26 protein-coding genes are annotated in these 24,161 nt (G+C 60.1%); 4 read left to right on the top strand and 22 right to left on the bottom strand.

Annotation, left to right across the window (positions count from 1 at the left end; all coding sequences use genetic code 11):
* The 12 genes from ACHFGA_RS08010 to ACHFGA_RS07955 form a co-directional block, all read right to left on the bottom strand.
* Positions 1 to 530: uroporphyrinogen decarboxylase family protein (locus ACHFGA_RS08010; protein WP_394281873.1), on the bottom strand; the 530-nt coding region annotated here is incomplete at its 3' end.
* Between the two features lie 59 nt (positions 531 to 589).
* The gene (locus ACHFGA_RS08005) at positions 590 to 940 is read right to left on the bottom strand and encodes a VOC family protein (protein WP_394281872.1); all 351 of its coding nucleotides are present in this window, start codon (positions 938 to 940) and stop codon (positions 590 to 592) included.
* 19 nt (positions 941 to 959) lie between these two features.
* Positions 960 to 3,551, bottom strand: coding sequence for a heavy metal translocating P-type ATPase (locus tag ACHFGA_RS08000; RefSeq protein ID WP_394281871.1), 2,592 nt, complete (start codon positions 3,549 to 3,551; stop codon positions 960 to 962).
* Positions 3,548 to 4,033, bottom strand: coding sequence for a hypothetical protein (locus ACHFGA_RS07995; RefSeq protein WP_394281870.1), 486 nt, complete (start codon positions 4,031 to 4,033; stop codon positions 3,548 to 3,550). Before ACHFGA_RS07995 ends, ACHFGA_RS08000 begins: the two co-directional genes overlap by 4 nt.
* 14 nt (positions 4,034 to 4,047) lie before the next feature.
* A complete protein-coding gene (locus tag ACHFGA_RS07990; protein WP_394281869.1) occupies positions 4,048 to 4,671 on the bottom strand; it encodes a hypothetical protein in 624 nt (207 codons plus the stop codon).
* Between the two features lie 8 nt (positions 4,672 to 4,679).
* The gene (hemB, locus tag ACHFGA_RS07985; protein ID WP_394281868.1) at positions 4,680 to 5,681 is read right to left on the bottom strand and encodes a porphobilinogen synthase; all 1,002 of its coding nucleotides are present in this window, start codon (positions 5,679 to 5,681) and stop codon (positions 4,680 to 4,682) included.
* Between the two features lie 108 nt (positions 5,682 to 5,789).
* Positions 5,790 to 7,181: an NAD-dependent succinate-semialdehyde dehydrogenase gene (locus ACHFGA_RS07980; protein WP_394281867.1), complete on the bottom strand. Its 1,392-nt coding sequence runs from the start codon at positions 7,179 to 7,181 to the stop codon at positions 5,790 to 5,792.
* 88 nt (positions 7,182 to 7,269) lie between these two features.
* A complete protein-coding gene (locus ACHFGA_RS07975; RefSeq protein WP_394281866.1) occupies positions 7,270 to 8,967 on the bottom strand; it encodes a uroporphyrinogen-III synthase in 1,698 nt (565 codons plus the stop codon).
* Positions 8,968 to 9,265: 298 nt separating this feature from the next.
* Positions 9,266 to 9,619, bottom strand: coding sequence for a hypothetical protein (locus ACHFGA_RS07970; protein ID WP_394281865.1), 354 nt, complete (start codon positions 9,617 to 9,619; stop codon positions 9,266 to 9,268).
* A 2-nt stretch (positions 9,620 to 9,621) separates the two neighbouring features.
* Positions 9,622 to 10,503: a hydroxymethylbilane synthase gene (gene hemC, locus ACHFGA_RS07965; RefSeq protein ID WP_394281864.1), complete on the bottom strand. Its 882-nt coding sequence runs from the start codon at positions 10,501 to 10,503 to the stop codon at positions 9,622 to 9,624.
* Between the two features lies 1 nt (position 10,504).
* Complete coding sequence (locus tag ACHFGA_RS07960; RefSeq protein WP_394281863.1) at positions 10,505 to 11,860, bottom strand: glutamyl-tRNA reductase; 1,356 nt, start codon at positions 11,858 to 11,860, stop codon at positions 10,505 to 10,507.
* 71 nt (positions 11,861 to 11,931) lie between these two features.
* On the bottom strand, positions 11,932 to 12,153 hold the full coding sequence (locus ACHFGA_RS07955) for a glutaredoxin family protein (RefSeq protein ID WP_394281874.1): 222 nt from the start codon (positions 12,151 to 12,153) through the stop codon (positions 11,932 to 11,934).
* A gap of 139 nt (positions 12,154 to 12,292) precedes the next feature.
* On the opposite strand from ACHFGA_RS07955, the gene ACHFGA_RS07950 reads away from it, so the two are divergent.
* Both ACHFGA_RS07950 and ACHFGA_RS07945 read left to right on the top strand, forming a co-directional pair.
* Positions 12,293 to 13,330, top strand: a complete 1,038-nt coding sequence (locus ACHFGA_RS07950) for an HAD-IB family hydrolase (RefSeq protein ID WP_394281862.1) — start codon at positions 12,293 to 12,295, stop codon at positions 13,328 to 13,330.
* Between the two features lie 2 nt (positions 13,331 to 13,332).
* Positions 13,333 to 14,490 carry a glucose-1-phosphate adenylyltransferase family protein gene (locus ACHFGA_RS07945; RefSeq protein WP_394281861.1) on the top strand — a complete coding sequence of 386 codons (1,158 nt, stop codon included), beginning with the start codon at positions 13,333 to 13,335 and terminating at the stop codon, positions 14,488 to 14,490.
* Positions 14,491 to 14,567: 77 nt separating this feature from the next.
* Here ACHFGA_RS07945 and ACHFGA_RS07940 read toward each other — a convergent pair whose 3' ends face one another.
* The 5 genes from ACHFGA_RS07940 to ACHFGA_RS07920 form a co-directional block, all read right to left on the bottom strand.
* A complete protein-coding gene (locus tag ACHFGA_RS07940) occupies positions 14,568 to 14,669 on the bottom strand; it encodes a 30S ribosomal protein bS22 (protein ID WP_012359487.1) in 102 nt (33 codons plus the stop codon).
* Positions 14,670 to 14,936: 267 nt separating this feature from the next.
* Positions 14,937 to 15,128 carry a helix-turn-helix domain-containing protein gene (locus ACHFGA_RS07935; protein WP_018581546.1) on the bottom strand — a complete coding sequence of 64 codons (192 nt, stop codon included), beginning with the start codon at positions 15,126 to 15,128 and terminating at the stop codon, positions 14,937 to 14,939.
* A gap of 145 nt (positions 15,129 to 15,273) precedes the next feature.
* A complete protein-coding gene (gene proC / locus ACHFGA_RS07930; RefSeq protein WP_394281860.1) occupies positions 15,274 to 16,086 on the bottom strand; it encodes a pyrroline-5-carboxylate reductase in 813 nt (270 codons plus the stop codon).
* 29 nt (positions 16,087 to 16,115) lie between these two features.
* Positions 16,116 to 16,934 carry a hypothetical protein gene (locus tag ACHFGA_RS07925; RefSeq protein WP_394281859.1) on the bottom strand — a complete coding sequence of 273 codons (819 nt, stop codon included), beginning with the start codon at positions 16,932 to 16,934 and terminating at the stop codon, positions 16,116 to 16,118.
* Entirely contained in the window at positions 16,935 to 17,888 is a 954-nt protein-coding gene (locus ACHFGA_RS07920) for a hypothetical protein (protein ID WP_394281858.1), read from the bottom strand. It lies immediately after the preceding gene.
* A gap of 34 nt (positions 17,889 to 17,922) precedes the next feature.
* On the opposite strand from ACHFGA_RS07920, the gene ACHFGA_RS07915 reads away from it, so the two are divergent.
* Entirely contained in the window at positions 17,923 to 18,819 is an 897-nt protein-coding gene (locus ACHFGA_RS07915) for a hypothetical protein (protein ID WP_394281857.1), read from the top strand.
* 7 nt (positions 18,820 to 18,826) lie between these two features.
* Here ACHFGA_RS07915 and ACHFGA_RS07910 read toward each other — a convergent pair whose 3' ends face one another.
* Complete coding sequence (locus ACHFGA_RS07910; RefSeq protein WP_394281856.1) at positions 18,827 to 19,363, bottom strand: YceI family protein; 537 nt, start codon at positions 19,361 to 19,363, stop codon at positions 18,827 to 18,829.
* 284 nt (positions 19,364 to 19,647) lie between these two features.
* Between ACHFGA_RS07910 and ACHFGA_RS07905 the strand changes: the two genes are divergently transcribed.
* Entirely contained in the window at positions 19,648 to 20,016 is a 369-nt protein-coding gene (locus tag ACHFGA_RS07905) for a hypothetical protein (protein WP_018581540.1), read from the top strand.
* A 281-nt stretch (positions 20,017 to 20,297) separates the two neighbouring features.
* Here the strand turns inward: ACHFGA_RS07905 and ACHFGA_RS07900 are convergent, their stop codons facing one another.
* Genes ACHFGA_RS07900 through ACHFGA_RS07885 form a run of 4 tightly spaced genes read right to left on the bottom strand, consistent with a single transcriptional unit; the run spans position 20,298 to position 24,108 of the window.
* On the bottom strand, positions 20,298 to 21,392 hold the full coding sequence (locus ACHFGA_RS07900) for a hypothetical protein (protein WP_394281855.1): 1,095 nt from the start codon (positions 21,390 to 21,392) through the stop codon (positions 20,298 to 20,300).
* Between the two features lie 10 nt (positions 21,393 to 21,402).
* Positions 21,403 to 22,095 carry a response regulator transcription factor gene (locus ACHFGA_RS07895; RefSeq protein WP_018581538.1) on the bottom strand — a complete coding sequence of 231 codons (693 nt, stop codon included), beginning with the start codon at positions 22,093 to 22,095 and terminating at the stop codon, positions 21,403 to 21,405.
* Positions 22,092 to 23,345, bottom strand: a complete 1,254-nt coding sequence (locus ACHFGA_RS07890) for a sensor histidine kinase (RefSeq protein ID WP_394281854.1) — start codon at positions 23,343 to 23,345, stop codon at positions 22,092 to 22,094. Before ACHFGA_RS07890 ends, ACHFGA_RS07895 begins: the two co-directional genes overlap by 4 nt.
* Positions 23,346 to 23,361: 16 nt before the next feature.
* The gene (locus tag ACHFGA_RS07885) at positions 23,362 to 24,108 is read right to left on the bottom strand and encodes a phosphoglyceromutase (RefSeq protein ID WP_394281853.1); all 747 of its coding nucleotides are present in this window, start codon (positions 24,106 to 24,108) and stop codon (positions 23,362 to 23,364) included.
* Positions 24,109 to 24,161 lie beyond the last annotated feature (53 nt).

Below are 24,161 nucleotides of genomic sequence, written 5' to 3'. Positions count from 1 at the left end.
CAGGTCTCCGGCTCCGCGTGCATCATCGCCTTGGTGGTCTCGTGGTTCTTGCTCGGCCCACCCTCGACGAGATAGCTGGCCAGGGTGAAGGGCGCGCCGACGAAGCCGATGAGGGCCTGCTGGTCGGTCAGCTCGTCCAAGATGATCTCGATGCCACCTGCGACCTCTTCTACTTCGTGGTCCAGGATGGGAAGCGCATCGACGTCGGAACGCGTCTCGATCGCCTTGTCCATCACTGGTCCGCGGCCGGGCACAATCTCTACACCCACGCCGGCGGCGCGCAGCGGCACCACGATATCGGAGAACAAGATAGCCCCGTCCACGTCGTGGCGGCGCACCGGCTGCATCGTGATCTCAGCGAGCAGCTCGGGCATGAAGCACGAGTCCAGCATGGAGATGCCTTCGCGTGCTTTCTTGTACTCCGGAAGGGAGCGGCCGGCCTGGCGCATGAACCAGACCGGGGTGCGGGAGGGGGTACGGCCGTTGGCTGCCTCAAGCAGCGGGGCATTCTTTAGGTCGCGACGTTTCATGTCCCCCATTGTGGACCAAAAGTTTGACAGAAGGAAACTGCCCCACCCGGGCCGTCCGCCTAGTCCTCCGCTGTGTCTACGCCTTCAGCGAATTGGATCTCATTTCCGTCAGGATCCACGGCCACGGCTACCTTGACGAAAGAGTAATCCTCCACATCGGTGACGGGGAGATTTCGGGCGCGGAGCTCGTCGACAAGCGCTTGCACATCGCGCGTGCCGACGACCACCGCACCCTGACCTGCGCGCTCAGGAAGTTCGGCGACCTGGATGTAGTGGCCCTTGCTCACCTCCCACTCGGCGATGCCGGCCTCAGGCTCGATGTCGGTCTCGCCGAAGATGGCCGTGTAGAACTCGTGGACCGATTCCACGCTGTTCACAGCAAGAACAGGGATGGCTGCGTGGAAACGCATGGTGTCATACTCCTTGGGTCTATTGGGGGAATTTCTTCGCTGACACGGAGCGTACTTCCACGAACAGGGACATGCCCAGCATCAGGACCGTGGCTGCCATCGGGTGCAGCAGCCCCGCGACGGCTAGCGACATCGCCGTGATGTTATACGCCCACGAATAGACGATATTGCGGTCAATGATGGTGCACACGCGACGAGCTTGCTCGATCAGCTGCGGGATGGCGGAGACATCGTCACGAACCACCGCGACCGACAGCTTGTCGTGCATGTCGCGGCTGGTATCGAGCTTATCGCCCGCGTTCACTAAGATGCCCACGTCCGCGACCTCCAGGGAGGACTCCACCGAGTGGTCCCCCACCATGGCCACGTTGGCGCCTTGGGTGCGCACCGAGCGGACAGTCTTGGGCTTATCGTTGCTGCTGATGCCCGCGAGCACCGAGGAGATGCCCAGCAGGTCCGCGAACTTGCGCGCCACCGGATAGGTATCGCGCGAGAGCATCATGGTCTCCAGGCCCATGTCCTCCAGACGGGTGACTGCTTCTTGAGCATCGTCCTTGATCGGGTCATAAAGAGTGATCACACCACGGTCTTTGCCCTTCCACCGCACGACGATGGGCGTACCACCTGCAGTGGCGGCAACGGCAAGGCGGCCGTGCAGGCTGGAGAGGTTGGTGGGCCGCCACAGCAGCGCATCGACTTGGTGCGGGTGTTCCACGCCCTCGTCGTCACGCGTGAACAGCTCGATGCGACCCTTGAAGTCGCCTTCCTTGGTGATCTCCAGGTTGGTCACGTCGATCCAATGCGGCACCTCGTCGCCGCCTTCGGCGTGGTCGCGGGCCTCACGCGCGGCGCGGACGATCGCCTGGGCAGAGGGGTGGTCCGATTCCATCGACAAAGCACCCGCCACGCGCAGTACCATGTCAGCGTTTTCGCCACGCTCCGCGGTGATCGTTTCCACATTCATCTCCGGCAGGACGAGCGTACCCACCCGATTGAAGATGACGGTGTCTAGATTTTCCAGCTTGCGTAGCGTCTTGCCGTCGCGGATCATGATGCCGTTGCGTGCCGACGATTCGATGCCCAGCCGGATCGCGATCGACGGCGACAAGGCCAACGCCGTCGGGGCTACCGACGCCAGAATCGCCAGCGCGGTCGCCATCGCGGCGTTATAATTATTCGACAGCGCCACCCACGCCATGAAATCAATCAAGGCGATCACCACCGCGGCGGGGATCAACCAGCTCGCCGTCCGTGTGGACAGCATGGTGGCCTGGTGCTGGCGCTGCGAAGCATCCTGAATCCAACGGTGCGTGGCGGCCATGCGCGTCTGGTGCCCGGTCTTTTCCACGCGTACCTTGATCTGCCCATCGACAATCCGCGAACCCGCAAAGACCTGCGAATTCACCTTGACCACCATGTCTTCGCGGGCGTCGATCAGCCCGGGCTCAAGTTCGCACGAACCACCGATCACGCGCCCATCGACGGGGATGATCTCACCAGCATGCAGCACAATATCGTCGCCGGGGCTGACCTCCCCCAAGTTCACATGGTGCACCCCGACCGCACCGGTGGCCCGATTGCGCACCGAGAGCGCCACCTGCGTCGACGGATCGGGACGACGCCGCGCCATCTCATTGAGCAGACTGGGCCTGGCACGCATCGTCCAGATGCGGCCGGCCAGCAGCAAGATGGTCATTCCGCAAGCCACGTCGAGGAAGAGCTCACCGTCGGATAGCCGGGAGTGGTTAAACGCAAACCACTTCGGCTCCGAATTCCAGCCGATATCCCCCGCCGGAGTGCCCACAAGCAGAGCGATGGACCACGTAAACGCCACGAGAATCGCCAGCGAACTCGCCCCATCCAGGGCAGTCAGGCCCCGGCGCACCCCACCGACCAACGCCCGGTGGAACGGCCACGCCGACCACACCACCACGGGCGCGCTCATCACAAGCGCCACCCACTGCCACCCCGAAAACTGCAATGCCTGAAAATACGACACGACAATCACGGGAATGCCCAGGATCAACGCCACCAGGAGGCGCGAGACCGTCATCATCTCCCGCGAGGTGTACAAAACATCCTGGTCGGCCCCCTTCAATCGGGGATTAGACTGCTGGCGACGCAAGAAACCGGCCGTGCGCGCCGAATCTAAAGCCCGCGCCTCCTCCGCCTGGAGGCGGCGCATCCGCCCGCTCATACCTTTCGTGCCACGCATCGCCCGACGAGGAACCGCGCCGTGGCGCTCCTCCGTATGGGAGGCCACGATGCGGCGCCGCAGAGACGAATCCGTCATCACCGCGTCAATACCGTAACGCTCCATCACGGCGATCACATCAGAAGGATCCATCAAATCCGGTGCCGTGACCCACGCCGTCTTCGTCGAGTACACAAGGCGCGCACGCACACCCAGCAACTCTTCCAGAGCATTTTCCACGGCCCCCAGATCCGTGACATCGGGCAAGTTGCGCAAGTCGAACGCCAGCGACGTCTTTGGTCGATCCGCTAAATCATGGGCCGGTCGATCGTCGTTAAGCTCAATGCCCACGCTCCGCGCGGCCTCAACTGCGGAATCTATCGCGCGAGAGACGTGGTCACCACGGGGGTCGCTCATCGCGACTCTTCCGTCTTTTTCGCAATATAAGCATTAGCCTTCGGGCGGAAGAGGAACAGTGCGGCGAACGCGAGCACCGCCACGATCACGATCGCCGACAGCCCGGCGATGCGAATGGCAAAGGCGACCACGTTGAAAAAACATGCGATAGCGATACACACCGCAACGATAATCCTGGCCGTGCGGCTACCCTTGCGTAGGTAAGAGGCGGCACCAGCCATCACCAAAGCCGTAACGACATTGACGACGACCATGAACCACATATTGCGCAGATACGCCTCCGTGAACTCCTGGTTCGGGGCCTGATCGGGCACCCCGACAGCCACCGCGCGCATGGCGGTAACCAACATGAGCACCGCGCCAACGACGATCAGCCAGAAAGAAATCTTCAGCGAACGCGGCCAATCGTCGCCCACAGTCATGTCAGAACGCCGGTTCAAATCATCAGGGTGGGCGCTAAACGACGGGAACATCGAGGGCATGAGGGGCTCTTTTCTTATTTCTTCTTGTCAGAATCAGGCTTGACGAAAGGCGGGCGCTGATCCTCGCCAGTCCACGCTAACGCTTCTTCCTTGTTAGCAAAGAACACTCCCAGGATTCCCGCAACTCCAAGCGCAATTTGCACCATGCCGTCGAAAGCGAACAACCACAGGGGAACGTCTGAAGCGCCCGGGGTTGCCAAGAAGACCAGCAGCATGCGGAAAGCGAAGAAGAGGGAGAAAATATAGAGCAAGCGGCGGGCGTAGCCAGACCATTTGTGCTGCTTGGCGAATAGCGCGAGCATCCACAGCAGCAGACCAAGCAGCACAAGCATGACCAACGCCATGAACCCGATGGACAGGTACACCGAGAGGTCTACCGCGGCCGCGGGGATCTCCGGGTTCTCATCCGCTGTTTCCCGCGCGGCGGCCTTCAGCGCTGATGGGTCGAGCAGGCTCATCGTCACACTCAAGATCTGGTGGAGGAGCTCCGCGCCCACCATGAATGACCAGATCCCGATGAGGTACGTGATCACCTCGGGTCGCTTCTTGCCGGGCTCTGGCGAGCCCGATGGCTGTGGTGGAGGTGGCTGTGGCGCTCGCGGGGCGGGAGCGTTACTTCCGTTGGGGGCTATCGTCATTACCTGTGCTAACCCTTCAGTGCCTTAGCGGCATCGACGGCGAAGTACGTCAGAATTTGGTCTGCCCCGGCGCGCTTGATGGACATCAAGGACTCCATCATCACCGCATCCTGGTCCACCCAACCGTTACGGCCCGCAGCCTGGATCATCGCGTACTCGCCCGAGACTTGGTACGCAGCCACCGGCACCGGCGACATCTCAGCCACCTTGGCTAGCACATCCAGGTATGGCATGGCGGGCTTGACCATGACAAAATCCGCGCCTTCGTCGATATCCAACTTCGTTTCCAGCAGGGACTCGCGCACGTTGGCTGGGTCCTGCTGGTACGTCCGACGATCGCCCTGCAGCGAGGAACCGACTGCCTCGCGGAACGGGCCGAAGAAACTGGAGGCGTATTTCGCCGAGTACGCCATGATGACAACGTCCTGGAAGCCGGCGGCGTCTAGGGCCTGGCGGATGGCGCCAATCTGGCCGTCCATCATGCCGGATGGGCTCACAATGTGTGCGCCGGCCTCCGCCTGGGCGACAGCCATCTGCTGGTAGAGCTTCACGGTCTCATCGTTATCCACGATGGCGTTGCCGTGGCGATCGGTGGTGACCACGCCGCAGTGACCGTGGTCAGTGAACTCGTCGAGGCAGGTATCGGCCATGATCATGATGTCATCGCCGAACTCCTTGCGCAGGCGCGCCAGGTTGCGGTTGAGCACGCCGTCTTCCGCCCACGCCACCGAGCCCTGGGCATCCTTGTCGCTATCGAGGGGAACGCCGAACAGGTCGATGCACTTAATCCCAGTCTCCGCGGCCTCCTCGACGGCCTGCACCAGAGAGTCTGAGGTGTGCTGGTACACCCCCGGCATGGAGCTGATCTCTCTTTTCTCTTCGATGCCGTCGGCGACGAACATCGGCAGGATGAAATCGGCGGCACTCAACCGGGTTTCGGCGACCAGCTCACGCAGAGCTGGATTCTGGCGGAGCCGACGCGGGCGGCGGGTGAACTCAAACGCAGACACAGCGGTGTTCCTTTCGGTTGTTTCGTTACTGGCCCATCTTAGGCAGCAACACCGCCGAGAGGTATTTAGCCACCACTGACAGTCACACGAGCCCGCGCGGCAAGGCGATTAGAATTCGCCGTCGATATCGCGGTTCACCACGACCTTCTCGTTGACGAACTCAAGCAGGCCCAAATCGATCAGCTCGCGGCCATAGCCAGAGCGCTTTGTACCGCCGAAAGGAATATCCGCCTTCACGCCGGTCGGCTGGTTGATGTAGACCATGCCGGTGTCGATCTTGCGCGCCAACTTCTTCGCATTCTCCACGTCTGCGGAGAAGATGGAGCCGCCCAGCCCGAATGGGGAGGCGTTCGCGATGTCGATCGCGTGATCAGCATCCTTCGCGCGGTAGAGCTGGGAGATGGGGCCGAAGAATTCGGAGCAGCCCGCCTCAGAGGTAGGATCGATCCCCGTCATGATGGCCGGCTGCACGAACGCACCGGTCTCAGGCAGATCGATGGTGATCTCCTCAACCTCGACACCGTCGGCCTTCGCCTTCTCCACCTGCTTCATCAGGTCATCGGCAGCACCCTGCGAGGACAGCGGGGCGAGTGTGGTCTGCGGATCCATCGGATCGCCAGCCACCAACTGGGCCACGCGCTCCTTGTACTTGGCCAGGAACTCGTCGTAAAGCTCGTCCACGATGATCATGCGTTTCGACGACACACAGACCTGACCCGCGTTCCAGTGGCGGCCGAAGACTGCCCACTCGACGGTCTTGTCCAGGTCAGCGTCGGCAAGGACGATGAACGCGTCTGCGCCGCCGAGCTCCAGGGTGGACTTCTTCAGGTTCTTCGCAGCCACCTGGGCGACCGCCGCACCTGCGCCTTCCGACCCGGTGAGTGCGACACCGCGCACGCGCGGATCGCCCAAGATCTGCTCGCTGGCATCGTGGGAAGCAAAGACGTTAACCAACAGCCCCTCGCGCCCAGAGGCCCGCTTGATCAGCTCTTCCATCTTCAGCGCGGACTGTGGGACATTCGACGCGTGCTTGAGCACGAGCGTATTACCCGCGGTGAACTGCGGCGCACCGATGCGGATGACCTGGTAGTACGGAAAGTTCCACGGTTCGACGGCGTACAGCACGCCGAGCGGCTCCTTCACCAGAAGCACGTCGCCCTCGTCGAAACCCTCGGCGGGGATAGAGCGCGGCGCCAGGTGTTCCTCACCGTTGTTGACGTAGTACTCCAGCATGCCGATGCACAGGTCTACCTCTGCCTCGGCTTCGCCGATGAGCTTGCCCATCTCCAGGGTGAGCACCTCGGCGAACTCGCGCTTCTCCGCCTTCAAGATCTCCGCTGCCTTCTGCAGGATCTCGACGCGTTGCGCGACGGGCAGCTGGCTCCACTCGCGGAATTCCTGATCAGCCTTGGCGATTGCCTGGTCGATCTGTTCGGCGGTGGCGGTCTCGAATTCCTTGACGACCTCTCCGGTAAACGGGTTGGTGGTTGCGTATCCCATGATCTGGCTCCTTCGTTGTGAAATTTCCCCCAAGCATAGTGGGGAAAATCACAAACGTAAAGGGCCTATGGGGTAGGTCTCAGTTCGCCTACGACGACTTCCTGCGCGCACGCCGCTTCTTCCGCGGCGGCGGGAGCTGGCCAGCAGCACGCAACTGAGCCACATGGTCGGCCAGGGCGTCGACAAGCGAAGGCACGTCAGCGACCTCGGGCACAACATCGACGCGCAGGCCCTGCTCTTCCGCTTCCGCCGCGGTCATCGGTCCGATACAGGCGATGATGGTACGCTGATGCGGCTTACCTGCAATGCCCACCAGGTTCTTCACGGTGGACGCGGAGGTAAAGCAGACGGCGTCGAAACCACCGGTCTTGATCATGTCGCGCGTCTCCGGCGGTGGCGGCGCGGCGCGTACGGTGCGGTACGCCACCACATCGTCGACTTCCCAGCCCAGCTCCGCCAGGCCGTCCGACAACACATCAGTGCCCAGATCCGCCCGCGGCAGAAGCACGCGCGACACCGGATCCAGCTCCTCGACATATTCGGGGAATACCTCGACCAGCCCGGCCGCGTTCTGTTTGGTGCGGTGCGGCAGCAGCTCCGGGGTCATGCCTTTGGCGCGGATAGCGTCAGCAGTCTTCGTGCCCACCGCGGCCAGGTGCACACCCGCGAAGGAGCGCGCATCCAAGCCCAGGTCCGCGAACTTGTCCCACACGGCTGTCACAGCGTTGACAGAGGTGAACACGATCCACTGGTAGCGGCCTTCCACGATCCCCTTGATGGCGCGATCCATCTGCGCCGGGTTGCGCGGCGGCTCCAGGGAAATCGTCGGCACGCTCTGCGGAATCGCACCATAGCCCGACAGACGCGTCGACATCGCCGCTGCCTGAGCCTTCGTACGCGGCACCAACACGCGCCACCCATAAAGGGGACGGTTTTCCCACCACGAATACTTCGTGCGGTCATCGGCCACAGTGCCAAGCGTGACGACGAGTTTTCCTGGCAACTCCGCATCCAGCTTCCCAATGGTGCCCAGTGTGGCGTCAAAGGTGCGCTGCAAACGGGTGGTGCCATTCGTCGTCACGTACACAGGCGTCGACGGCGAATAGCCACGTTCGGTCAGTTCCGCTGCGATCGTCGGCAAGTCCTCAGCCTCTGCCTGCAGCACGAGTGGCTGCGGGGCGGACGCCAACTGATCCCAATCAACATCATTGGTCAAATCTGCCTCCGTATAGGTTGAACCTAGCGCAATACCGGCAAACGAGGGCACGGTCGACGGCAGGCTCATGCCCGGCACCACCTGGAACTCCAGGCCGGCGGCGGCCACGGCGGCGATCTCCTCCATCACGGAGTCACGCGTCAAAGGATTACCGGCGACAAGGCGAATCACGTCGCCGTCGCCAGCCTCACCATCAACGATGGACTGCTCGGACGCGCCCATCACCTGCTTGATCTGCTCAATCCGTGCGTCCAACTCCTCCACGGATTCCGCCACCTCAGCCGCGGTCGGATCCTCCGGCTTGGGTGGCTTGCGACGCGCCCCAGCCTCCTTCGCGGCGGCGCACATCTGCTCATATTCCTTGTCGGCGGCATCCTGTTTGTGCTGCGGCACGGGCAAGGCTGCGCCGATGACGGCACGGATCTCAGGAAGCACGTCACTATCGACGACGGCGTACGCGTTGTTTTCCAAAACTTCGCGTGCGCGCACGGTGAGCAAATCCGGGTTGCCCGGGCCTGCGCCGACGAAGACGACTTTCGCCGGCTGGGGCGGTTGGTGGGCCATGGTCATAGACGATTCTTTTCTACTTCGGGCCTGCGACAAGGACACGCGGAAATGATCACGTGCCCCGAGCTGCCGGCAAGCCAAATGTGAAGGCGTTTACGGTTTTCGCTAGTGTTGAATAACTCCGCCACCCAAACCTCAATGAACCCGTAACAGTGCTGCTCATAAGGCTAAATCCCCGCTAAGGGGACCACGTGGACGGTGAGTTTATCAACGTATGATAGTTACACCTTAATTTAGGAATGCCAAATAGGAAAAACGGCCGACTATTTTACACCGTCGCATTCACGCCCCACCCTTGCCCTTAGGCAACGCGCGATGCCAACATCTCCGCGTATTTTTCGGCATGTGGTGTGGAGATCACGATCGCCCCGTACGTGGCATCTTCCAGCTCTAAAACGATGCCAGGACCGACGCGGTGGCAGATTCCCAAGACTGGTTTACCACCGCGGTTCATTGTCCCCGAGTAGGTAAGCCCACGGATATGGGTGGCGGAAGTGCGCTCCCCCTCCCCCAATGCCGCACGCGCATCATCCACGCACGACACGCCGCGGATCACCCGCAGCGGAATCGTCAGATGGGAGCGACGCGCCGCGATCTTTTCCCACCACCTCAAGGTGACGGTGACGCGGTCAACGGAAATGGAAAGGAGTGCCATAACTAGCCAATGATAGTCGCTGCGCCCTGCTCCAGCAGAGCATTCGCAACTTCCTGGCCCAACCCCACCGGATCGGTCCCGGTGGCGTGGTGTACCAGCTGGCGCGAACCGTCCAGCGCGAAGACACCCGCGTGCAAGGTCAGGGTATCGCCGTCCAGGTCCGCGTAGGCAGCCACTGGCGCGGTGCAGCCGGCTTCGAGCGTGGCAAGGACGGTGCGCTCAGCGGTAACCGCCTTCAACACGTCGTGGTCGGCCAGCGCATCGATCGCGGCGCGGGCGTCCATGTCGTCCACGCGCGCTTCAACGGCCAGGGCACCCTGCGCGGGGGCCGGCATGATCACGGTCGGGTCAAAGACTTCGGTAGCGACATCGCCCATGCCCACGCGCGAGATACCCGCGTACGCCAGCACCACAGCATCAAGCTCACCCGCGGTGACCTTGCCCATCCGGGTGTCAATATTGCCGCGCAGTGGTTGGATATCCAGGTCCGGGCGCCGGGCACGCAGCTGCGAGATGCGCCGTGGCGCAGACGTTCCCACCCGCGCTCCTTCCGGCAACGTGTCCAGCGTGAGTCCATCGCGGGCGATGAGTGCTTCACGACGATCCTCCCGCACCGGGGTGATCAGGTGTGTACGCGGCTCATAGGCCGTCGGGAGATCCTTAAACGAGTGAACCGCAATATCGCACTCGCCAGCGAACAGCGCCTCACGCAGCGCCGCGGTAAACACGCCGACCCCGATGCGTTCCACGGGAGCCATATTCACATCACCTGCAGTGGTGACGATATGCAGTTCGGATTCGTAACCTGCGGCATTGATCGCATCGCGCTGGTGACCTGCCTGAGTGGTGGCCAGCTTCGAGCCCCGTGTACCAATCTTCAGCAACTTACTTCTCCTTTGAGTTGCCCAGTGTCTCTGGGCTTAAATCGAGTTCTTCGCGGTCGGGCAATTTATCCACGTCCACCGCCACGGCAGGCGCCGCCGACGGCAAACCAAATAGCACCTGCAGTGCTGTCTCATAGCTGACGGTACCTTCTGTCGCCGCCAGCTCCTTCACCATCACAGTGGGCTTGTGCAGGAGCTTGTCCACCACGCGCTTCATGCTGCGTGCGACTTGGCGCAGATCATCGTCATCCAGGTGAGGCAGCCGGTTCTTCAGCTGCGCATACTCCTCGTCGACAAGCCCGGCGGCGGTGCGTCGCAGTTGCGTCACCGCAGGAGTGACGTCGCGCACACGTTCGGCGGAGGTGTAGGCGGCGAGTTCTTCGTCGATAATCGCCTCTGCATCGCGGCGTGCCGACGCATCCGTATCCCCTTCCTCCTCCTGACGGGCGTGCAAGTATTCGATGTTGACCAGGCGCACACCCTCGGTGTCCTCCACCGCGTCATCGATGTCGCGCGGCAGGGAAAGGTCCACCAGCATGACCGGGCCAGAAATGTCCTCGGCAGTGATGGTGAATTCATCGGTGGCGGTAGCAGATACTGCCAGGTCAACGCGGCTGAGCGCCCCGGCGCGCGCCTCAAAGTCCACGACCTCTGCCGGCACCCCAGCCTCCCGCGAGTGCTCTGCCAGACGTTCGGCGCGCGACCGGGTGCGGTTAGCGATGATGAGCTTGTCGACGCCCTGCTTACCCAATTGGGTGGCCGCCAAGGAGGCCATGGCCCCCGCCCCGAGGACGAGGGCCGTGGTGCCTGTGAAGTCCTCGACGCCCATCTCTTCGCGGGCAACGTCGAGGGCGAAGGTGACCATGGAGCCGCCAGCATCGTCGATCTCGGTCTCGGTGTGCACGCGCTTGCCTGCGCGCAGCGCGGACTGGGCCAGGGAATGCAGTCCGGGGCCCACCGTGCCCTGCTCTTGCGCTTCTTGGTAGCTGGCGCGGACTTGGCCGATGATCTGCTGTTCGCCTATGACCATGGAGTCTAAGCCGGAGGCCACGCTCATCATGTGTTCGGCAGCCGCGTCGGCGTAGCGAACATAGAGGTAGCTGCGCAGCTCCTCGGTGCTGACACCAGACACCTCGGTAAGCACGTCCACCACGTCTTGCACCCCGGTGTGGAAAGCGTTGGTGACGGTGTACACCTCCAACCGGTTACAGGTGGAGATGATCATGGCCTCAGACAGCGACGGCTGTTTCACCAACGTGGTCGAAGTGTCGTTTTGAACAGCATCGTTCATACTCAGCCGCTCAAGCAGCGCGACCGGCGCAGAACGGTGGGACATGCCCACAACAAGCACACTCACTCAGGTCCTCCTGATCATTTAAGAATCAAACAAAAGGATACCCCCTGGGCTTTTCATTACCCGGAGAGGGGTCAATTGCGGGCGAGTTCGTCGGCAAGTTCCTCATTGTCCACTTCCCAGCAGGCAAACTCCTCGCCATCGATGACGACAACGGGAACCCGATCGCCAAATTCCATCGCCAGTTCGCGGTCCGTATCGACGTCGATCAGCGTCAGCGTGGCGCCCGCAGCCTCGACGACGGGTGCGATTTGTGATGCGACGCGTTCACACGATCCGCAGGTCTGGCGCACCATCAACTCCACTTGGTGTGACAATTTCTTGCTCCTTGCATGCCCAGCAGGCGAGTTTTCTTGACTGTGCCTACGATGGTTGACGTTACCCGTCCACGCAACTAGCGCGTGACGACGACCTGCTCACGCCAGAAAGGAACCTGTGACGTCCTCGGACCAATTCCCGCCTGCTGCCCATGACTTTTTGCACGGGTGGTTTCAGTCACAGGGAAACGTCCGCCGCTTCCTGGAAGACACAGCAGTTCCGCCAATCGACGACGAGGCCCAGCGCGAAGCCGGCGAAGCGGCGGCGACTGCGGCGGTGGAGGAACACTTCGGAATTAGCCTGGAACAGTTCAACTCCGGTGTTGACTCTGTCTCTGGTGCGTTCACGTCTGCCGGCGCCAGGCACATTACTGTGCCTGACCCGGACATTCCCCAAGATACTGAGGCGGCGGCCTTTTTCGACATCGACAACACACTCATTCAGGGCTCCTCCCTTGTGGAATTTGCGTTGGGGCTGGCTCGCAAACGTTTCTTCCGGATACGAGAAATAGTTCCCATCGCGTTGAAACAGCTGCGTTTTCGGCTCTCCGGCAGCGAACATGCTGGCGATATGCAGCGCGGGCGTGAACAAGCCCTTGCGTTTGTGCGTGGCAAGAAAGTTGCCGACCTGCGGGAGCTGTGCGAGGAGATTGTGGACCATTCCATGGTGCACAAAAGTTACGCCGGAACCCTAGACTTGGCGGCCATGCACCTGGCTGCTGGCCAGCAGGTGTGGCTAGTTTCCGCAACTCCAGTCCAGATTGGCCAGATTCTGGCCGAGCGGTTTGGCTTCACCGGCGCGCTGGGCACCGTGGCGGAGGAAGAAAACGGAAGGTTCACCGGCCGTCTTGTAGGTGATATTCTCCATGGTCCGGGCAAGCGCCATGCAGTTGCTGCCCTGGCCGCTATTCAGGAGCTAGACCTCTCCAAGTGCACAGCGTATTCGGATTCGATCAATGATATTCCGATGTTGTCCATGGTGGGCACCGCCGTTGCTATTAACCCTGATAAGAAATTGAAGGCTGAATCACGCAAACGTGGGTGGATTGTCCGTGACTACCGCAGCGTGCGCCGGACCATACGCACTTGGAGTATCCCGGCGCTTGCTATTGCTGCGACGATTGTGTGGGGCTGGAGAAATTTCCGTAAGGTGTAGGAATGGTACGTTCAAATCTTTCCTCCCACACCGTAGCCCTGATTCTTGCAGGCGGCCAAGGTTCCCGATTGGCCCCACTCACCGATTCAAAACCCAAGCCAGCGGTCTCTTTAGCCGGCACATACACGCTGATCGATATTGTGCTGAGCAACCTGAGCCATTCGGGGATTCGCAATGTGTGGATCGTCGAACAGTATTTAGGCCACGTCTTAAATTCTTATCTCTCTTCGGGGCGACCGTGGGATTTGGACGGAACCCGCTCAGGGCTGCGCATTGCCCCGCCCGTAGAAGGTCCAGATCAGGATGACTCTGAAGGTTTCAGCGAAGGCAACGGCCACGTACTCTTCCAACAGCTTGAGGCTTTGGAAGAGTCTGGTGCTAACACCGTCATTGTCACCAGCGCCGATCACCTTTACTCTTTAGATTTTCGCGCAGTTCTGGAGCAGCATCACAGTACCAACAGCGATCTCACAATTGTCACCACGGCTATCGAGGAACACCCGGGACGCTACGGCGTAGTGGAAGCCGACGATACAGGGCGTGTCACCTCATACGCCTACAAACCAGAGGACCCAGCCGGGCAGATAGTAGCCACCGAAGTATTTATTTTCGAGGTGGAAGCCCTAGCTGCCACAATCAGGGGATTGCTCAAGGAGCTAGACACCCCTTCGGATCTGGGAGATTACGGTGAGACCATCATTCCTGCCATGGTGCGTGATGGCATAGTCAACGAATACCGGATGGAAGGATACTGGCGGGACCTCGGCACCATCGACGCATATTTCCAAGCCCACATGGACATCATCGACGGCGCTGTGACTCTGGATGACCCTGACTGGCCTGTAATCACCAATACAACGCACTTCTCCCCCGCCTATGTGTCCTCTCAGGCCTCAGTAAACGACAGCCTGATATGCGCAGGCGCACGTGTGGAAGGCACGGTGGAGCATAGTGTGATTGGCCCTGGTGCGGTTGTGGAACACGGCGCAGAAGTTCACCGCAGCATCATCAACTCTGGTGTGGTGGTGCCGGCTGGGGCTGTGCTGCATTCGGTCATTGCCGACACGGGCGCCACCGTTGCAACCGGCCCTATTGGCGAGACGAAGCCAGGGCCTGGCAACATCACCGTCTGCTCCCCTGAGGCGACCACAAAGACATAAGCCATAAACACTGGACGCGCAACGCGAACAACCCGGACAGGATTTGATCCTGTCCGGGTTGTTCGCGTTAAGAAGTTTTACTTGCCCAGCTTACGACGCTGCACGCGAGTACGCTTCAGCATCTTGCGGTGCTTCTTCTTGGACATACGCTTGCGGCGCTTCTTGATGACTGAACCCATGGGGTCTCCTCACATCGATCGTGTACGTACAGTCTGCTCAGATCAGGTCGGCGTTGCCGCCAGGCGCGAGGTGCACTCCCGCACACAGCACCCACATCCTTGCAGGAATGCACCCAAGCATACAGTGCGTACGCAGAACGAAGAAAACTGGGGGCAGAAAACCTGAGGCGCCCACCTGCGCCCGGGATCGCTTTGGATCCCGGAAAACAGGTGGGCGCCTCAGACTTACACAATAAGTTCGCGCTCAGCCTCGCGGAGTTCTGCGACTTATCCTACGTCGTAGACGGAGGAGTCGAGGTACTCGCTGACTGCCTTCTCGTGGACGCGGAACGAACGCCCCACGCGCACGGCCGGCAGTTCACCGGAGTGAACCAAGCGGTAGACCGTCATCTTCGAGACGCGCATGATCTCCGCGACCTCAGCGACGGTCAAGAACTTACCCTTATCTTCATTTGCCATATATAACTAACCCTTCAGCACATGGCGCGCTGTAGGCTTCCCCTCCCACAGGACGAACACGCACGTGCCGGAACTAGTCTAGCGTGAAACCTGTGACGCTTGCGACCCAAGTGCCACAAATTTTCCAACTAATTCTCAGAAGTTACTATTTTCCCAGTTCATTGGCACGTTGGGCATTCTTTTCTAGCGCCCGATAGAAAGCACCACGCAACCCGGACTCCTCCAATTCACGCACCGCCGCGACGGTAGTCCCTGCCGGCGACGACACTCCTGCACGCAAGCTCACTGGATCCGCCCCTTCTGCTTCCAGCATGGCGCCCGCACCCGCAATGGTGGCGTTCACAAGTTCCTGTGCCGCAGCGCGGCTCAGCCCCAGGGACACTCCGGCATCGATCATCGCTTCGGCGACCAAGAACACGTAGGCGGGGCCAGAACCAGACACGGCAGTTACTGCGTCCATCTGGGACTCTGGGACGACGACCACGTGGCCGGTAGCTTCAAGCAATTCGACGATATAGTCCAGTTGTTCATCAGCCACGAACTTGCCAGGCGCGACAGCGCACACTCCCTTGCCGACGAGCATCGGGGTGTTAGGCATCACGCGCACGATGGGGGTGCCGGCCGAGGAGATTGCTTCCTCCATCGCGCCGATTGTCACACCGGCAGCCATCGAAACTAGTGCGGTAGAGACATCATTCTCGGCGACTGTCTCCGAGATTTCATGAATGATTCCGACGATTCCGGCGGGTTTGACGCACAGGAATACGACATCGGCGTTTGTCGCCGCTTCGTTATTGTCATCGGTGGTGTACACACCATAGCGCTCTGCGAGCTCTTCAGCACGCTCAGGACTTCGGTTGGTGACCGTGATGTGTTTCGGGTCGTGTTCTGCGGCGACTAGGCCAGCGACGAGAGCCTCACCGATCTGACCCCCGCCAATTACTGCAATTTTGCGCATGGCACCAAGCGTGCCACATTTTTACTCTTTTAGAGAAGCGTCACCGCTGCTGGGCCGAAAGTCATCAGCAGGCCGACGATTCCGGCAAGCGTCATCATCAGTCCATCCTTCTGCGTCCGCAGAGCCTTAACGACGCCCACCATCACGACCGTGACGACGATGGCCAAGACTGCAACTAGGAAGGAGTTCAAGTTGGCCCACAGCCACTCAAAGCCAAAGAATACGGCCACACCAAGTACCAGGCCGCCGAGGATCATTCCGACGAGAGCTGGAATGTTCAGATCATCGTCGTAATCTTCTTCATCTTCGTCGTAGTAGTCGTCGTCATAGTCAGCGTCGATACCCTCACGGACTTCTGTGGACTCGTCGACGGCGACACTGTCACCATGAACGTCGCCGGCAGGATCTTCGTCCTCAACGGCGGGCATGACGCTAGTCTCGTCCATGTCTTGGGCCGAAGGCTTGGCTGGCGCGGCTGGTTTCTCGGATACAGCTGATTTTTCCGGTGCGACCGGCGTGGCCACGGGTGCCTCGTCGACGGCTTCGTCGTCGACCTTCTTCATGACGGTCGTCTCGTCCGGTTTGTCGGCCTTCGCCGGTTCTTCAGCCTTTTCCGGCTTCTCTGCCTCAGCGGGCTCCGGTTCATCGATCGGAACGGAAGAGTGCTTCGCTTCCTCTGGGCGCGCGTCTACCTTGCGGAAGGATCCGGTGAGCTCGGCAACCGAGATCCCGCCTTCTTCGAGGCTGCGGCGACGACGACGGCGGGGCCGTTCGCTGTCACCCGGGTTCTCTTTCCCAGCGCGCGCGAGCAGCTCTGCAACCGTCAGCGGCTTGTCATTGTCTGACATCTACTCGTCAACTCCCTCATCGGAACCATCTAAGCCCTTGTCAATGCGTCGCAGGATAACACCTTCGCGCAATGCCCACGGGCAGATCTCTAACTTATCAAGCTTAAGCGCTCGCATGCTGGCTTCCGCAACTAGGGCACCCGCAACGATCTGATGTGACCGATCCGTACTGATGCCCTCCAGCTCTGCCCGGTCGGCAGCAGTCATGCGAGAAATGAATGCGATGAGCTGCCGCAAGCCAGGCGCTGTGAGCGTCCGCTTAACATAAGGCCCTTCCGACGACGGTGCAGCACCAGTCAGTCGTGCCAGCGTGCGGAAAGTTTTTGACGTAGCCACCGCATGACCCGCAGGACCTAGAGCGGCGAATTGGGCTGCAGGGCCGGCCAGCTCCGCGTCAATAAAATCACGCAGTGCGTTAATTTTCTTGCGTTCGGGCGGATCAGTATCGAACCACTCATGGGTCAAACGCCCAGCACCCAAGTCGAGGGAGACGGCGAGCTCCGGTGCTTCGTCGGTACCCGTCGAGATCTCTAGGGAACCACCGCCGATATCCAAGTTGGTGATGCGGCCGGCGGACCAGCCATACCATCGTCGAGAAGCGAGAAAGGTCAGCTGCGCTTCCTCCTCGCCGGAGAGCACCTCGAGGCGCACGCCGGTCTCCTTCTCCACATGGTCCAGCACTTCCTTGGAGTTGGCGGCGGAGCGGACCGCGGAGGTAGCAAACGGAATCATCTCGGCGCACTTCAATTTCTTCGCCAAGTCCGCCGCCTCAGCGACGGCGTCCGTCAGCTTCTTGATGCCCTTGTCGTCGATGGCGTCATCGTCGTCAAGCATCTCGACCAGCCGAAGGGACTGCTTCCAATCGCTCATCGGGGTGGGACGGCCACCGTGCCGCGCATCAATCGCTACCAGGTGGACGGTATTACTGCCCACATCCAATACACCTAATCTCACACGTCCTAGGGTAGACGGTCTACGGTGTTGAAGTGTGAATCAACCTGTATTTCTTGGGTTCCCCGCCGATTCCCCCGCCGGCAAATCCATCCGCGCAGGCCGCGAAGTCCCACCTGACTTCCCCCGCGAATGGTTCGAATTCGTCCACCCAGACGACCCCAACCACATCTTCAGCATCGACCTGACGTGGGTGGAATCCACCTGGCAGTGCCGCTTCGGCACGGAAAAATGCCACGGCATGATGGAATCACTGCCCGTGGTCGGCTGCTGCAACCACGGCGCCTATCTTTCCGACGAAAGCGACCGCGACAATCTCTACAACGCGGTAGCGGAAATGCCTGCCAAATACTGGCAGTTGCGGCCTGATGGCATCGATGCCTATATCGAAGAGGCTGACCCGACCGTGCTCGAGCCGTGGTTGGAGTGGGACGACGATGAGGACGAGCCCTCTATTAAGACACTGGTGGTTGACGGTGGCTGCATTTTCGCCAACCGTGGCGGTGAGGACAACCCCACAGGTCCAGGCTGCGCTTTGCACCAGTGGGCGATGGCGGAAGACCGCGACATCCTCGTGTCGAAGCCGGAAGTGTGCTGGCAGGTCCCCTACTCACGGGAAGATGCGTGGGAGGAGCGTTCCGACGGAGCCGAAATCCTGCGTACCACTATCAGTGAATACCACCGTCGCCAGTGGGGCGATGGTGGCGAGGAATTTGATTGGTGGTGTTCCGGGGACATCGGCTGCCACGAAGGCGGTGAACCGGTGTGGCAAACGATGGCTGATGAGCTACGTGGCCTCATCGGCGATAAGCCATACGAGATCGTTGCGGAGCACTGCCGCAAACGCCAGGAGCTTCCCGACGAGTTCAAGGCCGTCCACCCGGCGGCTGCTGCGGCTGCGGAGGCAGCCAACTCTGACGCAGCGGCTGATTAGTCCTGTTCTAATCCTGCTTCAGCGCAGAGCCATCGATATTGATCTCAATCTCTTCTGAAATCAGCACATTGCCTGAATCAAGAACGGTGTTCCATTTAATACCGAAATCAGCGCGATTGATCATAGCGATGGCCTGAAAACCTACCCGCATGTCACCGAGGTGGTCCCGTTCCGTCCCTGTCACATTCACGTGGAAAGTAACGGGGCGTGTCACGTCTTTAATCGTCATATCGCCAGTGAGATACACGGTGTCTGAACCTTGGAACTGGACATCCGTGGACACAAAGGTCATTTCGGGATATGCCCGCACATCCAGAAAGTCAGAACTGCGCAGGTGCGCATCGCGACGTGGCTGGCGCGTCGATAAAGAAGCCGAGTTAACGGTTGCGAAAACGCGTGAGTTCGCGGGGGTTTCTTCGTCGATAAGCAGCGACATTTTCCACTCCTCGAACGTCCCCTGCACACGGCTGATCATCGCGTGGCGTGCAATGAAGCCAAGATTAGTGTGATCTGGATCAAGAAAATAAGATCCCGTAATGCTCATAATTCGTCCTTAACCAAGACTTCGCTTAATGCTCTATTAGATTTCCTCACTACCCATCGGAGATACTAGCAAATCACTGTGAGGGAATACCGGTGCTAGACAAAATATTTTTCACCAACACTGGACACAGAGCTTTTCCGGGTGCACGCAAGTCCAGAATTGGCGTGAATTATAGAGAAGCCTGGCAAGAAATCCGGTAATCCATGTGGAAACCTTAAAGTTTCCATTGTATCCTTAATCAGTCAAAGAATTATTGCACAACCAGGAAAGAACGGGAAGTACCCATGTCACAGCAAGAAGCCCTGAACAACATGCTCCAAAGCATCGCGGACAACATCGATGGTTTCATCGGCGCCTCCGTCGTGGACATGACCACAGGCATGGCCATGGCATCGCTCAGCCATCAGTCCGACTTCGACCTCGACATTGCTGCAGCGTATAACGCTGAAATGGTCAAGGCGAAAGTTAAAACCATGCAGGCACTCAACATCACCTCCGGCCTGCAGGACATGCTCATCACCCTCGATGATCAGTTCCACCTGATCCGGATGCTCAACGAGGGCGAATTCGTCTACGCGGCAGTGTCTAGCGCAAGCACGAACCTGGCGATGCTTCGCGCAGTTGTGAACTCCAACATCAAGAAGCTCGGCTGAAAAGCCTCCTCAGCGGACGGGCAGTCGCTAGAGGTAGCGCAGGTCCCCGACCCGCTTGGCGGCTCGGAACCTGCTGGTCCTACCAGCGAATTACCCGACTACCCTGCCAGCGAGCCTTCACCACGCGACAACGAGCTTCCGTCTACTCCCCCCGGGACGGAAGAAATCACCGCCGCTGAGGAAAGTTTCAGCCTCCGCGCCTGGCTTGATAGATGGAGGCCAGCGCCCTAGCGCTTGCGCGATGACGATTCAGCTGGGGCCTCAGCTTTAAACTGAGGCCTTTAGCGTCCCAGATATTCGTCACTAGCGTGAAGTGGCATGTCTTCTCGCGCGCGTCGTGCTCTTTCAGCGCGACGCGCGCGCAGCATTTCCACCTGCGTCATTGGGCGCGTCGGCTCAGGTTCTGCAGGCTCAACCGGCTCAACCGGTTCCGGCTCTGCCGGTTCAGACACCGGTTCCGGCACTACCGGTTCTGCGGGGGCCTCAGTGGTGCGCGCCTCTTCGCGGAGCTCCATCATTGCTGAGCCCATAGAGATCTCTGAGTTGATGGATACTTCTGAGGTCCGCGATTCTACAATGTCGTCTTCGTCGATAGCCGCAAACCACGCAACGCTGACCAGAAAAGTGCCATCGGACTGATCCTCCACGCTTCTCACTTCCCGGGGGCGCGAGTCTGGGACACGCAGAGGCAGGACATGTTCTGTATCGCCTTGAGGGGCACCCATGTCAAGGGCTACAGCGGACTCGATAAAGTATCCCCGCGCGGCAACGGGCGCACCGTTATTCTCGTCGCGCACAGTACGGATGTATTCAAGCGCCTTATCTCTTTGCTCCGCGTTAAACCCGCCGAGCACACGCCCATCCAGCACCGCCAGCGGTTCACCATCAATCTCCAGCAGAACCACAAGCCACTGCCCTGGGGAGGCCAACTGCAAATCGTATGCCCCGAAATCGCCTACAGCGGTATCCACCATGAATAGTTCCCCGGGTGGCAACACAAAAACATTGGCCGAAAGATTATTGCGCGGCACAGTCAGCTCGGGGGCGGGCAGGAAAATATCAACCTCCACCGCGCCTTCATCGTTGAAGGAAATACCCGCAATAGTTTCTGGTGCATATCCGGAAGCAAGCACACGCTCAATATCGCTGTACTCAGCCCGGATGTCGGCACCAATATCCCCGAGCACGCCACGTTCCCAGCGCACGCGCCAACCCTCGGTAGCCAGATCGCCGCCCAAAGTGACAGGCAGAAGAGCCTCCTCCGTGGTCGGCACGGCCTTAGCTAAAAGCGTGCCACTCACGACGTTGTCGACCGGGATCCTGCGGAAAATGTTCAGCGCCGAAGGAGGTAGCAGGTAGTGGGGCAGATCAATCAAGGTGTGCCTTCTACGCTTCGAACTTGTAGCCTAAGCCGCGCACGGTGACAAGCTGCTTCGGACGCGAAGGCTCCTCTTCGATCTTGGAACGCAGCCGCTTCACGTGCACATCGAGCGTCTTCGTGTCGCCCACGTAGTCTGCGCCCCAGATCCGGTCAATCAACTGCCCCCGGGTCAGCACACGGCCGGCGTTACGCAGCAGGTATTCCAGCAGGTCGAACTCTTTCAGGGGCATAGGGACTGGTTGGCCGTCGACAAGCACTGTGTGCCTCTCCACGTCCATCTTCACGCGGCCGCCCTCCAAGACCTGGCCGTCGAAACCCTCCTCGCCATCGGCATCAGGGCCGCGACGCAGCACAGCGCGGATGCGGGCGATAAGTTCGCGGGAGGAGTATGGCTTGGTCACGTAGTCGTCGGCACCAAGTTCGAGGCCGACCACCTTATCGATCTCCGAATCACGCGCGGTGACCATGATGATGGGCACAAGCGAAACGGCGCGCAGTTGCTTACACACGTCGGTGCCGGACATTCCCGGCAGCATCAGGTCAAGTAGGACAAGGTCCACGTCGTTGGCGTTGAACTCGTCCAGGGCGGTCGGTCCATCTGGAGCCACAATCGCCTGGAAGCCTTCCTTCCGCAGCAAATATGCAAGCGGATCCGCAAGCGATTCCTCGTCTTCAACGATGAGGATAGTCGTCGTCATTGCTTCTCCTTCTCTTTCCTACGCGTAGTCACGCGTGTGACCGCCTCCCGCAACGTCGGCGATGTTGGTTGATCTTCGCCCTCCTGCACCTCAAATAACTCCGGTTCGGGTTCAGGAACATATATGGGAAGTTCAATTGTGAACGTGGACCCCGTGCCGGGACGGGACCACAACTTAATATTACCGCTGTGGTTGGCCACCACATGTTTAACAATAGCCAGACCTAGCCCCGTGCCACCGGTAGAACGTGAACGGGCCTTATCCACGCGGAAGAAACGCTCAAATACACGCTTCTGATCCTCCTGATCAATACCGATGCCGCGATCCGTCACGCGAATTAAAATCACCGATTCTCGCACCACCTTCTGGGTGACACTGACCGGCTGGCCCTTCGGCGAATAGTTCACCGCGTTCGAAATCAGGTTGGACACCGCCATGACCAACATGGAACGGTCCCCCATCACCTGCACCCCGGTGGGTTCGCTGCGGGTGAGCTCAATGTCCAGGTTGTCCGCGGACACCTGGTTGCGGGTGATGGCTTCGTCGACAATGTCGTCGACTTTCACCGGCAGCATCTCTGGCAAGGCTTCGGCACCTTGCAGCTTGGACAGGCTGATCAGCTCCGAAATCATGTTGGCCATGCGCTGCGATTCTTTCACCAGCTTCTCGCCGAAGTAGCTGACCATCTCCGGATCGTCAGGTTCCTGCAGCAGCGCTTCTGCCAGCAACGACATGCCGCCCACCGGTGTTTTGAGCTCATGTGACACGTTGGCGACAAAGTCGCGGCGTGCCGATTCCATACGCACGTTCTCAGACTCGTCGGTGCCGTAGACGATGATGAAGTAGTTATCCACCAGGGTCAACGGCTTGACCAGTGCCTGCACATTGGAGACACGGTTGCCGGTGGCGCGCCGCGACATCTCCAAGTCGATTGTGCGGGTTTCCAGATCCTCGAACACCTCTTGGCCCACGGCCCACACCTCGGGGTTGAGGGTGCGGTCGTGCACGATCGTCATCTCGTGCGCGCGGGCATTCGACAAGATCACCTCGCCGGAACGGTCCACCACCGTGATGCCGGTTGGGGACCCCTGAATGGCCAGGTGGAGGACTTGGCTCACGGTGGTGACCCGGTTGTCCTGCAGGCTCGCCGAATTTCGGGCCTGGTCACGACGATGTCGCACCCACCGCACCACCGGGATGGCGGCGACGGTCAGTGCGACACCGAGAAGAAAAGTGAGTACTTCAGTCAAGGCTCACGAATGGGGCTTACTTGGAACCCTGGTTTGCCACGGCTGCAGCACCTGCAGCAGCTGCTTCTGGGTCCAGGTAAGTGCCACCTGGGTTAGCTACCTTGCCCTCCGGGGTGATCTCGTAGATCAGTGGCTGGCCGGTTGGGATGTTCAGGCCAGCAATCTCATCATCGGAGATGTTGTCCAGGTACTTCACCAGCGCGCGCAGGGAGTTGCCGTGCGCAGCCAGCATGACGTTCTCGCCCTTTCGTGCACGTGGCAGGATTTCGTCGATCAGGTACGGGATGAAGCGCTCCACAACGTCCTTCAGGCACTCGGTGCGAGGCACCTCGGGCAGGAATGCGTAGCGTGGATCGTCGGTCTGCGCGTACTCGTTGTCGGTGTCGATCTCTGGTGGCGGGGTGTCGTAGGAACGACGCCACGTCATGAACTGCTCTTCGCCGAACTCGTCGCGGATTTCGGTCTTGTTCAGGCCCTGCAGCTTGCCGTAGTGGCGCTCGTTGAGGCGCCAGTTGCGCACCACTGGAACCCAGTGGCGGTCGGCAGCGTTCAGGGAGATGTTGGCGGTGCGGATCGCGCGACGCAGCAGCGAGGTGTACACCACGTCCGGCAGCATGCCCTTTTCCTTCAGCAGCTTGCCGGCGGCGACGGCCTCGGCCTCGCCCTGCTCGGTCAGATCAACATCGGCCCAGCCGGTGAATTGGTTGGACTTGTTCCATACAGACTGGCCGTGACGGACCAGAATCAAATTGCCGTTACTCATACTTCCAAGTCTGCCACTTTCTGAATAGTTTCGCTGGGCTTAACGACGAACCC

Source organism: Corynebacterium sp., from assembly GCF_043426755.1.
Lineage (GTDB): Bacteria > Actinomycetota > Actinomycetes > Mycobacteriales > Mycobacteriaceae > Corynebacterium.
Note: the sequence above shows the minus strand (reverse complement) of the source record. Positions and strands in the feature narration are given on the sequence as shown.

Excerpts from the sequence above, each read along its gene's own strand:
- ACHFGA_RS08005 (WP_394281872.1), bottom strand. The coding sequence starts at position 940 with ATGCGTTTCCACGCAGCCATCCCTGTTCTTGCTGTGAACAGCGTGGAA.
- ACHFGA_RS08000 (WP_394281871.1), bottom strand. The coding sequence starts at position 3,551 with ATGAGCGACCCCCGTGGTGACCACGTCTCTCGCGCGATAGATTCCGCA.
- ACHFGA_RS07995 (WP_394281870.1), bottom strand. The coding sequence starts at position 4,033 with ATGCCCTCGATGTTCCCGTCGTTTAGCGCCCACCCTGATGATTTGAAC.
- ACHFGA_RS07990 (WP_394281869.1), bottom strand. The coding sequence starts at position 4,671 with ATGACGATAGCCCCCAACGGAAGTAACGCTCCCGCCCCGCGAGCGCCA.
- ACHFGA_RS07980 (WP_394281867.1), bottom strand. The coding sequence starts at position 7,181 with ATGGGATACGCAACCACCAACCCGTTTACCGGAGAGGTCGTCAAGGAA.
- ACHFGA_RS07975 (WP_394281866.1), bottom strand. The coding sequence starts at position 8,967 with ATGACCATGGCCCACCAACCGCCCCAGCCGGCGAAAGTCGTCTTCGTC.
- ACHFGA_RS07970 (WP_394281865.1), bottom strand. The coding sequence starts at position 9,619 with ATGGCACTCCTTTCCATTTCCGTTGACCGCGTCACCGTCACCTTGAGG.
- ACHFGA_RS07955 (WP_394281874.1), bottom strand. The coding sequence starts at position 12,153 with ATGGTGCGCCAGACCTGCGGATCGTGTGAACGCGTCGCATCACAAATC.
- ACHFGA_RS07945 (WP_394281861.1), top strand. The coding sequence starts at position 13,333 with ATGGTACGTTCAAATCTTTCCTCCCACACCGTAGCCCTGATTCTTGCA.
- ACHFGA_RS07940 (WP_012359487.1), bottom strand. The coding sequence starts at position 14,669 with ATGGGTTCAGTCATCAAGAAGCGCCGCAAGCGTATGTCCAAGAAGAAG.
- ACHFGA_RS07935 (WP_018581546.1), bottom strand. The coding sequence starts at position 15,128 with ATGGCAAATGAAGATAAGGGTAAGTTCTTGACCGTCGCTGAGGTCGCG.
- proC (WP_394281860.1), bottom strand. The coding sequence starts at position 16,086 with ATGCGCAAAATTGCAGTAATTGGCGGGGGTCAGATCGGTGAGGCTCTC.
- ACHFGA_RS07925 (WP_394281859.1), bottom strand. The coding sequence starts at position 16,934 with ATGTCAGACAATGACAAGCCGCTGACGGTTGCAGAGCTGCTCGCGCGC.
- ACHFGA_RS07910 (WP_394281856.1), bottom strand. The coding sequence starts at position 19,363 with ATGAGCATTACGGGATCTTATTTTCTTGATCCAGATCACACTAATCTT.
- ACHFGA_RS07905 (WP_018581540.1), top strand. The coding sequence starts at position 19,648 with ATGTCACAGCAAGAAGCCCTGAACAACATGCTCCAAAGCATCGCGGAC.
- ACHFGA_RS07895 (WP_018581538.1), bottom strand. The coding sequence starts at position 22,095 with ATGACGACGACTATCCTCATCGTTGAAGACGAGGAATCGCTTGCGGAT.
- ACHFGA_RS07885 (WP_394281853.1), bottom strand. The coding sequence starts at position 24,108 with ATGAGTAACGGCAATTTGATTCTGGTCCGTCACGGCCAGTCTGTATGG.